The sequence below is a fragment of the Lentzea xinjiangensis genome (assembly GCF_900110955.1).
In the GTDB taxonomy this organism is placed as follows: domain Bacteria; phylum Actinomycetota; class Actinomycetes; order Mycobacteriales; family Pseudonocardiaceae; genus Lentzea; species Lentzea xinjiangensis.
In genome coordinates, this window is sequence record NZ_FOFR01000020.1 from 21,389 (window position 1) to 34,081 (window position 12,693).

Sequence of the window (12,693 nt, forward strand, 5' to 3'; positions counted from 1 at the left end):
TTCTCAGACGAGGTACTGGTTGAGGTCGCGGGACACGAACCGGCCGTGCCCCGTCGAGCCGTGGTAGGCGCCATCGGCGATCACCTTGCGGCCGCGGGAGAACACGGTGTCCACCCGCCCGGTCACCTCGAAGCCCTCGTAGGCCGAGTAGTCCACGGCCATGTGGTGGGTCTCGGCGGAGATCGTCTGCACCGCCGCGGGGTCGTAGACCACGACGTCCGCGTCCGCTCCGGGAGCGATCACGCCCTTGCGCGGGTACATGCCGAACATCCGCGCCGGGGTGGTGGAGGCGATCTCGACCCAGCGCTCGCGGGTGATCTCGCCCTTCACGACGCCCTGGTGCAGCAGGTCGACGCGGTGCTCGACGCCGGGCATGCCGTTGGGGATCTTGGAGAAGTCGCCGACGCCGAGCTGCTTCTGGTCCTTGAAGCAGAACGGGCAGTGGTCGGTGCTCACCACCGAGAGGTCGTTGGTCCGCAGCCCCCGCCACAGCGACGACTGGTGCTCCTTCGGCCGCAACGGGGGCGATGCCACGTACTTCGCGCCCTCGAAGCCCGGACGTGCCAGGTCCTCCAGCGACAGGTACAGGTACTGCGGGCACGTCTCGGCGAACACGTTCTGGCCCGTGTCCCGCGCGGCCGTGACGGCGTCCAGTGCCTGCGCCGCCGACAGGTGCACGACGTACAAGGGGGAACCGGTCACCTTCGCGAGCTGGATCGCCCGCGACGTGGCCTCGCCCTCCAGCTCCGGCGGCCGGGTCAGGCCGTGCTGGACCGGGTCGCCCAGGCCGTTCGCGAGCGCCTGCGCGACGAGCTGGTCGATCGCGATGCCGTTCTCCGCGTGCATCATGATCGTGGCACCGGTCTCGCGGGCCTTCTGCATGGCGCGCAGGATCTCGCCGTCGGTGGCGTAGAAGACGCCGGGGTAGGCCATGAACATCTTGAAGCTGTTCACGCCCTGCGCGATGCACGACTCCATCTCCTTGAGCGACTGGTCGTGCACGTCGGAGATGATCATGTGGAAGCCGTAGTCGACCGCGCAGTTGCCGTCGGCCTTGGCGTGCCACCTGTCCAGTGTGGACAGCAGGGAGCCGCCCTTGGGCTGCACGGCGAAGTCGACGATCGTGGTCGTGCCGCCCCACGCCGCCGCGGTCGTGCCGGTCTCGAACGTGTCCGCGGACTGCGTGCCGCCGAACGGCATCTCCATGTGCGTGTGCACGTCGATGCCGCCGGGGATGACGTACTTCCCCGCCGCGTCGACCTCCTCGTCCGCCCGCACCGAGAACCCCGGCGTGACCAGGGCGGCGATGTGCTCTCCCTCGATCAGCACGTCGGCGGCGTGCGAGCCGGTCGCGTTGATGACCAGTCCGTTGCGGATGAGCGTGCTCACGGCGTCACCAGACCCTCGTAGGTGTCCGGCCGGCGGTCGCGGTAGAACGCCCACGTGTCGCGCACCTCGGTCAGCAGGTCGAGGTCGAGGTCGCGCACCACGAGCTCCTCCTCGGTGTCGGACGCGGCGTCGCCGACGAGCTGCCCGCGCGGCGAGACGAAGTACGTCTGGCCGTAGAACTCGTTGTCACCCAACGGTTCCACGCCTACCCGGTTGATCGCGCCGACGAAGTACTCGTTCGCGACGGCCGCGGCGGGCTGCTCCAGCCGCCACAGGTACTCGCTCAGCGACCGCGAGGTCGCCGACGGGTTGAACACGATCCTCGCGCCCGCGAGGCCCAGGGCGCGCCAGCCCTCGGGGAAGTGGCGCTCGTAGCAGATGTAGACGCCGATGCGGCCGGCCGCGGTGTCGAAGACCGGGTAGCCGAGGTTGCCCGGCTTGAAGTAGAACTTCTCCCAGAAGCCCTTGACCTGCGGGATGTGGTTCTTGCGGTACTTGCCGAGGTAGGTGCCGTCCGCGTCGATCACGGCCGCGGTGTTGTAGTAGACGCCCGGCTGCTCCACCTCGTACATCGGCACGATCAGCACGATGCTGTGCTGGGCGGCGACCTCCTGCATCAGCCGCGTCGTGGGGCCGTCCGGGATCGCCTCCGTGTAGGAGTAGAAGTCCGCGTCCTGCACCTGGCAGAAGTACGGGCCGTAGAACAGCTCCTGCAGGCACAGCACCTGCGCGCCCTGCGAGGCCGCGGCACGGATGTGCTCGACCGCGTTCGCGATCATCGACTCCTTGTCGCCGGTCCACTTCTGCTGGACGAGCGCCGCCCGGATGATGTTGCTCACCTGGTCGTCTCCTTTGCCGTGTTGTCCTTCAGGGCCAGGAACACCAGGAAGCCGGCCGCGAAGCCGACCACCCAGTTGTAGTCGTAGAGCGGCTTGAGGAACGGAATCAGGCCGTCGGCGGGGAACGGTCCGCCGTGGGCGCCGCCCACCGCGAGCACGGAGCCCACGAGGGTCGCGAGGACCGCCCGCCAGTTCCAGCCGCCGTTGAACCAGTACGCGCCCCGGCCGTCGAGGTAGAGGTCGGTGAGGTGCAGCTCGGTCTTCCCGATCACCCAGTACCCGGCGACGAACACGCCGGCCACCGAGGCGAGCAGGCCGCCGTAGAAGCCGAGCCACGCGAAGATGTAGATGCTCGGGTCGGAGATCAGCCGCCACGGCTGGATCAGGATGCCGATCACGCCGGTGATCAGGCCGCCGACGGCGAACGTGATGCGCCGCGGAAACGCGTTCGAGAAGTCGTAGGACGGGCTCACGACGTTCGCCGCGAGGTTCGCCGAGATCGTGGCCAGCACCAGCGAGACCAGCGCGACGATCACGAGGACCGTGCTGTCGAAGCGGGACGCGAGGTCCGCGGGGTCCCAGATCGCCTCGCCGTACAACGCCTGCGCGCCGGACGTCGTCAGGATCGCGACGATCGCGATGAACGACATCGTGGTCGGCAGGCCGAGGACCTGCCCGATCGCCTGCTTGCGCTGCGACCCGCCGAACCGCGTGAAGTCCGGCATGTTCAGGCTGAGCGTCGACCAGAACGCGATCATGCCCATCAGCGCCGGGAAGAAGACCTTCCAGAAGTCCGGTCCCCAGCCGAGTGCGCTGCCGGTGTGCAGGATCGGCCCGAACCCGCCCGCCTTCACCAGCACGTAGCCCAGCAGGATCAGGAACCCGACGCTGACGAGCGGCGCCGTCCAGTTCTCGAACCGCCGGATCGCCTCCATGCCGCGCCAGATGACCAGCATCTGCACGACCCAGAAACCGAAGAAGCACAACCACAGCGTCCACGGCTGACCGCCCACTTCGGACGCACTGACCCACCCGTCGCCGGCCAGCCGGCCGACGATCACGTGCAGCGCCTTGCCACCCACCCACGTCTGGATGCCGAACCAGGCGCACGCGATGAACGCCCGCAGCAGCGCGACGAGGTTCGCGCCGCGGATGCCGTAGAACGCGCGGGCGAACACGGGGAACGGGATGCCGTACTTCGTGCCGGCGTGGCTGTTGAGCAGCATCGGAACCAGCACGATCAGGTTGCCCAGGGTGATCGTGAGGAACGCCTGCACCCAGTCCATGCCCAGTGCGATCAGGCTGGCGGCCAGCGTGTAGCTGGGGATGTTGTGCGCCATGCCCATCCACAGCGCGAAGAAGTTGTACGTCGTCCACGTCCGCTGCTCGACGGGCACCGGCGCGAGCTCGGGGTTGAAGAACCTGCTGCCTTCGATGGGACCCACGTCGCTCAGCTCGACGCGGCCGTCCGGTGTGACCCGGGGCGGCGAGGACTCAGCCGTCATCGTTCAACCCCCTGTTACGCTGCTGAAACACGGCGAACGCGGTCGTTTCCACCGGAGAATCCTCAGTCCGCTGCCGCGGGTGTGGCAGTGTCAGAGTGTCCACGCTTGTCATGATCGGCGCACATTGTGCTTCGGGAGTCGGTGGTATGGGGGTCACGCGGCGGGCGGTCCTGCTGGGCGGTGCGGGCCTGGCCGCGGCGGTGGGCGTCGGCGGCGCGCTGACCCCGCGCGGCCGCCGGCTCCTCGGCTGGACGGGTCCCGACGGCGTGGTCCCCGACGTGCCGCCGGTCCCCGTGCGGCCCGGGCCGTGGGGCGCGTGGATGGGCACGACGGGCCCGGTCGTGCTCGTGCTGCACGGCCGCGGCGGGAGCGTCCGCTGGTGGCAGGACCTCGGGCTGCCGCGGTTCCTCCACGGCGCGCCCCTGCGGTGCGCGGTTCTCGACGGTGGCGAGGACTACTGGGTGGACCTCGTGCCGCCCGTGCCGTTCGACGCCGCCCTGGGCGTGTCGATGGGCGGGTTCGGCGTGCTGGACATCGCGTCCCGGCGGCCGCTGGAGGCGGTGGCCGCGATCAGCCCCGCGGTGTTCCCGAGCTGGGAGGACGCCCAGCGGGTCGCCGGGTTCGCGTCCCCCGAGGTCTGGGAGGCCCACGAGCCGCTGCGCCACGCGGACCGCATCCGCTCACCCACCGGGATCTGGTGCGGCCGGGAGGACCCGTTCCACGAAGCGGCACGCGACCTCGCCCGCGCGGTGGGAGCCGAGGGGTCGTTCGAGCACGGTGGCCACGACGACGGCTATTGGCGCAGGGTCCTGCCGGAAGCGCTGCGGTTCATCGGCTCCCGGCTTTGAGGCGCACCACGGCCGTGCCCGACTTGCGGTCGTGCCACGTCCGGGTGCCGCGCAGGTCGAGCGACTCCACGGCGGACAGCACGAGCAGCACCAGCCCGCCCACCAGCCACAACGGCGCGAGCCACCCCGCGGAGACGACGGTCAGGTGCTCACCGGCCACGATCCGCGGCTGCTGCCAGCCCAGGCCCGCCGTCAGCGCCGGTTCCCGCCAGCCCAGACCGGTCAGCACGAGCACCCCGCCCGCACCGGGCAGCGCGGTCGTGACGAGGGTGCGGGCCAGTGCCCGCCGGAGGCTGAGGCCGGACGCGGGGCCCACGACCCGCAGCCCCGTCAAGGCCTTGCCGAGGGTGTTCAGGCGCAGCAGCAGTGCGTCGTACCCGGCGGCGCACAGCACGACCAGCACCGGCTCGTGGACCAACGGCCACACCACGACCAGCACCAGCAGCCAGTCGAGCAGGCGGGCGACCATCCGACGAACGAGCATGATTCACGCTAAGCGGCCGAAGTTCGTCATAAGTGGCCAGTTCATGGCCACTTAACGCACGAACTCCGCGACCCAGCGGCCCCCGTCACGGCGCACCGACCGCGCCGACAGCCCGTCGGTCCCGAACGCCTCGATCTCCGACGGCGTCAGCGGCCACGGCGGCCCGTCCGGCACCGGTCCCTCCTCGCGGGCGACGGCGAGCACCAGCAGCGTCGAGCCGGTCAGCGAGGCGACGCGCTCGGTGGCCGCCGGGTGCAGGTCGACCGGCAGCGCCTGCACCGTCATGTTCTCGACGACCAGGTCGAACGCGCGGTGCCACGCGGCGGGCGGGTCGAGCAGGTCGGCGACGACGTACGAGACCTCCGAGTCCGGGTAGCGCGCCCGGACGGTGGCGATCCCGGTGGGGGAGATGTCGAACGCGACCACGTCGAACCCCAGCGAGGCCAGGAACTCCGAGTCGCGGCCGTACCCGCAGCCCACGACCAGGGCGCGACGACCGGTGCCGTCGACGCCGGCGGCCCACTCGACGAGGTGCGCTTGCGGGTGCGGCTGGTCCCAGGGAACGGAGGCCGTGCCGGCGCGGGCCTCGGCGTAGAGGTCTTCGAACCACCCGGCCGGGTTCGCCGCTTGCAACCGGCGGGCGTCGTCGTCAGCGGACATGACCACACCTTCTCAGCTCCCCGGCCGCCTCGCCCCTCCGCCCGGTGGGGAAGCGGCGGGACCGGGCTCATCGGCGTCGTGCGACCACCCGGCCCGCCTGGGCCGCGAGGACGGCGAGGAAGACCAGCGCGCCGGTGGCACCGCCGCTCTTCGGGGCCTCCGGCTTGACCAGCTCCGTGGCCAGGCCGGCGAACCACACCGCGGACACGCACAGCAGGACGATGACGAGCGTTCTCGTGGACAGCGCCGCGAGATGGCGCGATGTCGTCCTGTCGAGCACCCACCCGAACAGCTCCGCGATGCCTCGGCCGGACAGCGCCGCCGAGATGCCGGCCGCGGTCGTCCCGAGGGCCAGGACCGCCACGACGACGAGCAGCCGCACGGCGATGCCCGCCCCGGCGGCGACTTCGTCGGCGACACCACCGACCGCCGCGGCCACGAGGAACACCGGCAGCAGTGAGGCCGCCCAACCGGCGACGGTCCTCGCCGCTGCGGAGCGGCGTCGTGCTGGGACACGCTGCACTGCCTGGACCAGCGGCACTGCTTGGACCAGCGGCACCGCCTGGACCGGCTGGACCGGCGGCGCCACGGGCATGGCGGGCGGCGGGACGGGCACGTTCACGTTGTAGTAGTGCACACCACCGTAGATCGCCCCTGCCTGCACGGCCTGGCCGCTCACGGTGCTGTTCTCGATGCCGTTCCGGACGTCGGGTGGTGGGTCCGGCGGCGGAGGTCGGGTCACGCGTGGCCTCCTGCTCTCGGAAGGCCTGCCAGCGTAGAGGAACAACGTTTGCGGCGAAACGCTCCACCGGATCATGTCGCCCTGACCGTCCGGGTCGTGTCGGCGAACCGGCGCGTGGCCCTGACCGCCCCAGCCCGACCGCACGGGTCGGCCGTCGGCCCGTGCCGGTCCGATCAGCTCTCGTGGACGGGGCAGCCTGCTCCAAAGTGGACCGGATCGGGCCCGTCGAGCGCCGGGACGAGCCGCGGCCGGGAGTCTGAACGGGACAGTTCTCATCGGACCTCCTCCCACGAGAGACCGAGCTGACGCAGCGACTCACCTGATAGAGGTGTTGAACGTCGGCTGGCGTGTACCAAGAGTGATCCGCACGCCGCGCGTCCCCAAGGGCCTCAAGGGAAGTCATGGCGCGGTGCGGGCCGCCGGGTCAACTTGCTTTGACCAGGTCACCGGAGTCACAGCGGGCCGTTGACGGTCGCAGGACCTCCTGTGGCGCGAGGTTCAAACCCGGACCACCCGATCGAGCGGGTCAATGTGCGAACCGAATCTGCCGATGGAAACGAAGATCGGTCCCCAAAACCAGATTGAGGAAAACTGTGTCTCGTTCCGGACTGTTCCGTGCCGCCGCTCTTCTCGCCGCCAGTGCCGCCCCGTTGCTCGCCGGCTCGGCCAACGCCGCGGAGGTGCCCCAGCTGAACAGCGGTCTGCCCGGGGTCGGCGCGGACCAGCTGCTCAACGGCGCCACGCCGCTCGGCAACCCGCTCGACGCCGCGGACACGCTCCAGCTCCCGACGGTCGTCGCGCCCGTCCTCGGCGACGTGCAGGCGCCCGCTCTGCCGTCCACCGCCGGCGCGCAGGAGCGCAAGGTTCCGCACCCCAACCTGGGTGCCATCGCGGGGCTGCCGGACCCCCAGTCGCTGCCGGGCACCGCGAACGTCGACAACCTGCGGCCGAAGCCGCCGGTCCTGTCCAACGTGGCCGGGGGCAACGTGGTGCCGAACCCGCACGTGATCACGGGCATGCTGCCCACGATCAACGGCTGAGTCGCACCCCTTGGACGATGGGCCCGTGCGCGCTCACGGGCCCATCTCGTGCACCAGCAGCGCTACGTGCAGGGAGAGCAGGGACTCCGGGTCTTCCAGCGAGACGCCGAGCACCTGCTCGATCCGCGCAAGCTGCTGGTAGTACGCCGTTCGCGACAGGTGTGCCGCCGCGGCGGCCGCGGACTTGTTGCCGCCGTTCTCGCACAGGCACCGCAGCAGTTCCACGAGCCGTGAGCCCTGGGCGGTGTCCCGCGCCAGCAACGGCCCCAGCTCGCGGTCGGCGAAGGCCCGCATCCGCTCGTCGTCGCGCAGCAGGTGCAACAGCCCGCGCAGCCGCACGTCGTCGAGCCGGTGGTAGAGCTGCGATCCCGGTGCCCGCAACGCGGCGCCGGCCACGTGCGCGGCCTCGCCCAGCGACCGCCGAACGTCCGATGTGGACGTCACGGTCGTGCCGACGGCGATCACCACGGGCGCCGCGGCCGTCCGGTGGACCTCGCGCGCGACCTTGCGCAGGACCCCTTCCACGCCCACGGTCACGGGCACCGACAGCAACGCCCGCACGGACGTGTCGTCGACGACGCCGACCAGTGCCGCGACCGTGACCCGCCGTCCGGCCAGTGCGGTCGCCTCGGCGAGGTCGCGCAGGACCTCCTGCGTGGCAAGCGTTTGCCCCTGGAGCACGGACACCGGCCGGACCGCCACGCCGATGAGCTGCCGCCGTTCCAGCGGCACCCCCAGCGCGGCCGCCCGCGCGCCCAGGTCCGGCGACTGCGGTGCCTGGCCCAGGAGCTGCGCGAGCAGCGTCCGGTGCGTCTGCCGTTCCAGTGACTCGCGGTCACGCGCCACGAGCCGATGCACGGCCAACGCCGAAGCAGCGCGCTCGGCGACCACGACGTGCCGGTGCGGCGGCGGCTCCGGTGAGACGAGCACGAGCCGTCCCCAGTCCGCCCCGCGCGCCCCGACGATGGTGATCAACCAGCCGGACGCCGCGTTGTAGGCGGTGCGCTCGGTCACCGTGACGGCCCGCGAGCGCGCCGCCCAGTCGTCGAGCAGCGCGACGGGGTCGTACCCGGCCGCGTCGTAGGCCAGGACGTCGTGGCCGAGCGTCTCCAGCACCACCGGCAGCCCGGACGTGCGGGCGACCTCGCGCAGCACCTCGGCGGGTTCCGCCCCGGCGACGGTCAGCGCCGTGAACGTCTCGTGCACCTGCTCGGCGGCCCGCAGCTCGGCGAGCTGGGCGTCCACGATCAGACCGACGACCGCCTCGGTCACGGCCACGTACTTCGTCTCCTCCGACAGCGTGACGAGCGGGAGACCGTGCCGCTCCGCCTCGGTGACCAGCGCGGCCGGCACGTCGTCGCGCCACCGCCGGCCCAGTTCGACGACCAGCCCCGCGCACCCGACGGCGGCCAGCTCCTCGACGTAGCGGGCGAGGCCGGACTCGGGCAGCATCACGCCGGTCGTGAGCACCAGCTCGCCTCCGCGCAGCAGCGGCGCGATGTCCGCGATCTCCGCCACGTGCACCCAGCGGACCCGGCGGGCCAGACCGGCCGATCCCGCCACCAGGCGTGGCTTCCCCTGCCGGATCACCGGCAGCGCGACCACTTCGGCGACCGTCGGGTACATGGACACAACGTAATGCCAACCAGCCGATCCAGGTACAGGTTGTGCATGGCGGTGGGCACCGCGCGCCACCACACTCCGCTGTACCGGTCTTCTTCGGCAAGGTGCGGGACCCTGGAGGACGTGATGGCCCACAAGGAGCTGCTGGCACGGCACCGCGCGGTGATGCCGGACTGGCTGGCCCTCTACTACGACGAGCCCATCGAGATCGCGAGCGCGAGCGGGCGGCGGGTGACCGACCGCGAGGGCACGACCTACCTCGACTTCTTCGCGGGCATCCTGACCAACGCCATCGGCTACGACGTCGCGGAGATCAGCGACGCGGTTCGCGCCCAGCTCGGCACCGGGGTCCTGCACAGCTCGACGCTCTACCTGATCCGCTCGCAGGTCGAGCTGGCCGAGAAGATCGCGGAGCTCTCCGGCATCCCGGACGCCAAGGTGTTCTTCACCAACTCCGGCACCGAGGCCAACGAGACCGCGCTGATGCTCGCCACCCAGGCCCGCCGCAGCGAACAGGTGCTGGCCCTGCGCAACAGCTACCACGGCCGCGCGTTCGCCACGGTCGCCGTCACGGGCAACCGCGGCTGGTCCGCGTCGGCGCTGTCGCCGATCAAGGTGAGCTGGGTGCACGGCGGCTACCGCTACCGCGGCCCCTTCCGGCACCTGGGCGACGAGGACTACGTCAAAGCCTGCGTCGAGGACCTGCGCGAGGTCATCGAGACCACGACCTCCGGCGACGTCGCGTGCATGATCGTCGAGCCGATCCAGGGCGTCGGCGGCTTCACCTCACCGCCCGACGGCCTGTTCCGCGCCTTCAAGGACGTGCTGGACGAGTACGGGATCCTCCTCGTCTCCGACGAGGTGCAGACCGGCTGGGGCCGCACCGGGGAGCACTTCTGGGGCATCCAGGCGCACGACGTGGTGCCGGACGCGATGACGTTCGCCAAGGGCCTCGGCAACGGCCTCGCGATCGGCGGCGTCGTCGCGCGCGGCGACCTGATGGACTCGATCAACGCCAACTCCATCTCCACGTTCGGCGGCAACCCGCTCTCCACGGCGGGCGCGCTCGCCACCGTGGAGTACCTGCTCGCCCACGACCTCCAGGCCAACGCGGCCAAGCTCGGCTCGCGGCTGCTCGCCGGGCTGCGCGAGCTGGCCGAGAAGCACCCCGTCATCGGCGACGTGCGCGGCAAGGGCCTGATGGTCGGCATCGAGCTCGTCGGCCCCGAGGGTGAGCCCAGCCCCGGTGCGGCGACCACGGTGCTGAACGAGTCGAAGGCGCTCGGGCTCCTGGTGGGCAAGGGTGGCCTGCACGGCAACGTCATCCGGCTCGCCCCGCCGATGACGCTCACCGAGGACGAGCTGGAAGAGGCGCTGGGGATCCTGGCGCGGGCGGTGGAGCGCGCATGATCGGGCACTGGATCGCCGGCAAGCCCTGGGACGCCGAGCCGGACCGGGTCGGCGACGTCTACGACCCGACGACCGGCAGGGTGGCGGCGCAGGTGGCGTTCGCGTCCGCGTCCGAAGTGGACGCCGCGGTCGACGCGGCCGCGGAAGCGCTTGCGTCCTGGCGCACCGCGTCGCTGGCGCAGCGCTCGTCCGTGCTGTTCAAGTTCCGCGAGCTGCTGGACGACCGCAAGGGGGACCTCGCCGGGATCGTCTCCGCCGAGCACGGCAAGGTCGTGTCCGACGCGGCCGGCGAGGTCCAGCGGGCGCTCGAGTCGGTCGAGTTCGCGTGCGGCATCCCGCAGTTGCTCAAGGGCGGCTTCAGCGAGAACGCCTCGACGCGCGTGGACGTCTACTCGATCCAGCAACCCGTCGGCGTGGTCGGCGTGATCTCGCCCTTCAACTTCCCCGCGATGGTGCCGCTGTGGTTCGTGCCGACCGCAATCGCTTGCGGCAACACGGTGGTGCTCAAGCCGTCGGAGAAGGACCCGTCCGCCGCGAACTTCATCGCCGGGCTGTTCGCCGAGGCCGGTCTGCCGGACGGCGTCCTGAACGTCGTGCACGGTGACAAGGTGGCCGTCGACCGGCTGCTGGAACACCCGGTGGTCAAGGCCATCTCCTTCGTCGGCTCCACGCCGATCGCCCGGTACGTCTACGAGACCGGCACCTCGCACGGCAAGCGCGTGCAGGCGCTGGGCGGCGCGAAGAACCACATGGTCGTCCTGCCCGACGCCGACCTGGACCTGGCGGCGGACGCCGCGGTGTCCGCCGGGTTCGGCTCGGCGGGGGAGCGCTGCATGGCCATCTCGGTGGTCGTGGCGGTCGGTCCGGTCGGCGACGCGCTGGTCGACAAGATCGCGTCGCGGATCGCGGACGTCGAGGTCGGTGCCGGCCCGTCGTGCGAGATGGGACCGCTCGTCACCGGGGCGCACCGCGACAAGGTGACGTCCTATGTGGACGCGGGCGTGGCCGAGGGCGCGGCGCTGGTGGTGGACGGCCGCGACCACCGGATCGACGGCGAGGCGAGCGGCTTCTGGCTCGGCCCGACGCTGTTCGACCACGTCGGCCAGGAGATGTCGATCTACACGGACGAGATCTTCGGCCCGGTGCTGTCCGTGGTCCGCTGCGACACCTACGACGAGGCCGTCGCGCTGGTGAACGCGAACAGGTACGGCAACGGCACCGCCATCTTCACCAACGACGGCGGGGCGGCGCGGCGGTTCCAGAACGAGGTCGAGGTCGGCATGGTCGGCGTGAACGTGCCGATCCCCGTGCCGGTGGCCTACTACTCGTTCGGCGGGTGGAAGGATTCGCTGTTCGGCGACTCGCATGCTTACGGGCCGCACGGCGTGCACTTCTTCACGCGGTCGAAGGTGGTCACCTCGCGGTGGCTCGACCCGTCACACGGCGGGGTGAACCTGGGTTTCCCGCAGAACACCTAGGGTGGCCCGGTGAGCACTCGCCGCTCGTACGACCTCGTCGCCGCGCGCTACGCGGCCGAACTGAGCGGCGAGCTCACCGGGAAGCCGCTGGACCGCGCTCTGCTGGACGTGGTCGTCGACCTGGCGGACGGCCAGGTCCTGGACGTCGGCTGCGGGCCGGGTCACGTGGCCGCGCATCTCGCCGATCGCGTGCCCGTCGTCGGCGTCGACCTGTCACCACGGATGTGCGCGCACGCCGAGGTGCCCGTGTGCGCGGGGGACATGACTGCCTTGCCGTTCCGCTCGCACTCGATGTCGGCGATCATCTGCCTGTACGCGGTCATCCACCTGGACACCGGGCAACGCGCGGCGGCGTACGGGGAGTTCGCGCGGGTGTTGCGGCCCGGCGGGCACGCGTTGGTCGCCTTCCACGTGCGCGATGCGGAAACCCCGGCCGGGCGGGAGAGAACGCTGACGCAATGGTGGGGCAACGAGGTCGAGCTGACTTTCCGCTTCCTCGACCCCGGCGCGGAGACGCGGGCGATGGCGGAGGCGGGGCTCGTGGTGACGGCCCGGCTCGACCGGGCGCCCGATCCGGCGGTCGAGCACCCGAGTGATCGGTGCTACCTGCTGGCGCGCGCCGAGTAGCCGGTCTCCGCGGGCGGTTCGCGGTCCCGCGGGCACCGCGGGAGGCCT

At 71.3% G+C, this 12,693-nt stretch carries 12 protein-coding genes; 5 read left to right on the top strand and 7 right to left on the bottom strand.

All coding sequences use genetic code 11. The annotated features are described in order from the left end of the window. Positions 1–3 precede the first annotated feature (3 nt). From hydA to BMW88_RS32030, 3 genes are read right to left on the bottom strand one after another with little or no spacing between them, the layout of a single operon-like run. Positions 4–1,389, bottom strand: coding sequence for a dihydropyrimidinase (gene hydA, locus BMW88_RS32020; RefSeq protein ID WP_089958124.1), 1,386 nt, complete (start codon positions 1,387–1,389; stop codon positions 4–6). Then, positions 1,386–2,228, bottom strand: a complete 843-nt coding sequence (locus BMW88_RS32025; RefSeq protein ID WP_089958127.1) for a nitrilase-related carbon-nitrogen hydrolase — start codon at positions 2,226–2,228, stop codon at positions 1,386–1,388. Before BMW88_RS32025 ends, hydA begins: the two co-directional genes overlap by 4 nt. Continuing rightward, on the bottom strand, positions 2,225–3,733 hold the full coding sequence (locus BMW88_RS32030; RefSeq protein WP_089958129.1) for an NCS1 family nucleobase:cation symporter-1: 1,509 nt from the start codon (positions 3,731–3,733) through the stop codon (positions 2,225–2,227). The genes BMW88_RS32025 and BMW88_RS32030 overlap by 4 nt, the downstream gene beginning before the upstream one ends. A 146-nt stretch (positions 3,734–3,879) precedes the next feature. On the opposite strand from BMW88_RS32030, the gene BMW88_RS32035 reads away from it, so the two are divergent. Next, complete coding sequence (locus BMW88_RS32035; protein ID WP_089958132.1) at positions 3,880–4,581, top strand: alpha/beta hydrolase; 702 nt, start codon at positions 3,880–3,882, stop codon at positions 4,579–4,581. On the opposite strand, the gene BMW88_RS32040 is transcribed toward BMW88_RS32035, so the two are convergent. From BMW88_RS32040 to BMW88_RS32050, 3 genes are all read right to left on the bottom strand, one after another. Next, positions 4,562–5,065, bottom strand: coding sequence for a hypothetical protein (locus tag BMW88_RS32040; RefSeq protein ID WP_143116375.1), 504 nt, complete (start codon positions 5,063–5,065; stop codon positions 4,562–4,564). The genes BMW88_RS32035 and BMW88_RS32040 overlap by 20 nt on opposite strands. Positions 5,066–5,116: 51 nt before the next feature. Next, complete coding sequence (locus BMW88_RS32045) at positions 5,117–5,725, bottom strand: class I SAM-dependent methyltransferase (RefSeq protein WP_089958403.1); 609 nt, start codon at positions 5,723–5,725, stop codon at positions 5,117–5,119. A 67-nt stretch (positions 5,726–5,792) separates the two neighbouring features. Then, a complete protein-coding gene (locus tag BMW88_RS32050) occupies positions 5,793–6,467 on the bottom strand; it encodes a hypothetical protein (RefSeq protein WP_089958137.1) in 675 nt (224 codons plus the stop codon). Between the two features lie 593 nt (positions 6,468–7,060). Between BMW88_RS32050 and BMW88_RS32055 the strand changes: the two genes are divergently transcribed. Next, positions 7,061–7,507, top strand: coding sequence for a hypothetical protein (locus tag BMW88_RS32055; protein ID WP_089958140.1), 447 nt, complete (start codon positions 7,061–7,063; stop codon positions 7,505–7,507). Positions 7,508–7,540: 33 nt separating this feature from the next. Here BMW88_RS32055 and BMW88_RS32060 read toward each other — a convergent pair whose 3' ends face one another. Then, a complete protein-coding gene (locus tag BMW88_RS32060; protein ID WP_089958142.1) occupies positions 7,541–9,133 on the bottom strand; it encodes a PucR family transcriptional regulator in 1,593 nt (530 codons plus the stop codon). Positions 9,134–9,256: 123 nt separating this feature from the next. Here BMW88_RS32060 and BMW88_RS32065 point away from each other — a divergent pair, with 123 nt between their 5' ends. The 3 genes from BMW88_RS32065 to BMW88_RS32075 are packed head-to-tail and all read left to right on the top strand — an operon-like array spanning position 9,257 to position 12,645. Beyond that, complete coding sequence (locus BMW88_RS32065) at positions 9,257–10,540, top strand: aspartate aminotransferase family protein (RefSeq protein ID WP_089958145.1); 1,284 nt, start codon at positions 9,257–9,259, stop codon at positions 10,538–10,540. Beyond that, positions 10,537–12,018, top strand: a complete 1,482-nt coding sequence (locus BMW88_RS32070; protein WP_089958148.1) for a CoA-acylating methylmalonate-semialdehyde dehydrogenase — start codon at positions 10,537–10,539, stop codon at positions 12,016–12,018. The genes BMW88_RS32065 and BMW88_RS32070 overlap by 4 nt, the downstream gene beginning before the upstream one ends. Before the next feature lie 9 nt (positions 12,019–12,027). Beyond that, on the top strand, positions 12,028–12,645 hold the full coding sequence (locus BMW88_RS32075) for a class I SAM-dependent methyltransferase (protein WP_089958149.1): 618 nt from the start codon (positions 12,028–12,030) through the stop codon (positions 12,643–12,645). Positions 12,646–12,693: the final 48 nt, after the last annotated feature.

Coding starts and splice junctions, on each gene's coding strand:
- BMW88_RS32065 (WP_089958145.1), top strand. CDS start 9,257: ATGGCCCACAAGGAGCTGCTGGCACGGCACCGCGCGGTGATGCCGGAC.
- BMW88_RS32040 (WP_143116375.1), bottom strand. CDS start 5,065: ATGCTCGTTCGTCGGATGGTCGCCCGCCTGCTCGACTGGCTGCTGGTG.
- BMW88_RS32060 (WP_089958142.1), bottom strand. CDS start 9,133: ATGTACCCGACGGTCGCCGAAGTGGTCGCGCTGCCGGTGATCCGGCAG.
- BMW88_RS32035 (WP_089958132.1), top strand. CDS start 3,880: ATGGGGGTCACGCGGCGGGCGGTCCTGCTGGGCGGTGCGGGCCTGGCC.
- BMW88_RS32045 (WP_089958403.1), bottom strand. CDS start 5,725: ATGTCCGCTGACGACGACGCCCGCCGGTTGCAAGCGGCGAACCCGGCC.
- BMW88_RS32030 (WP_089958129.1), bottom strand. CDS start 3,733: ATGACGGCTGAGTCCTCGCCGCCCCGGGTCACACCGGACGGCCGCGTC.
- BMW88_RS32070 (WP_089958148.1), top strand. CDS start 10,537: ATGATCGGGCACTGGATCGCCGGCAAGCCCTGGGACGCCGAGCCGGAC.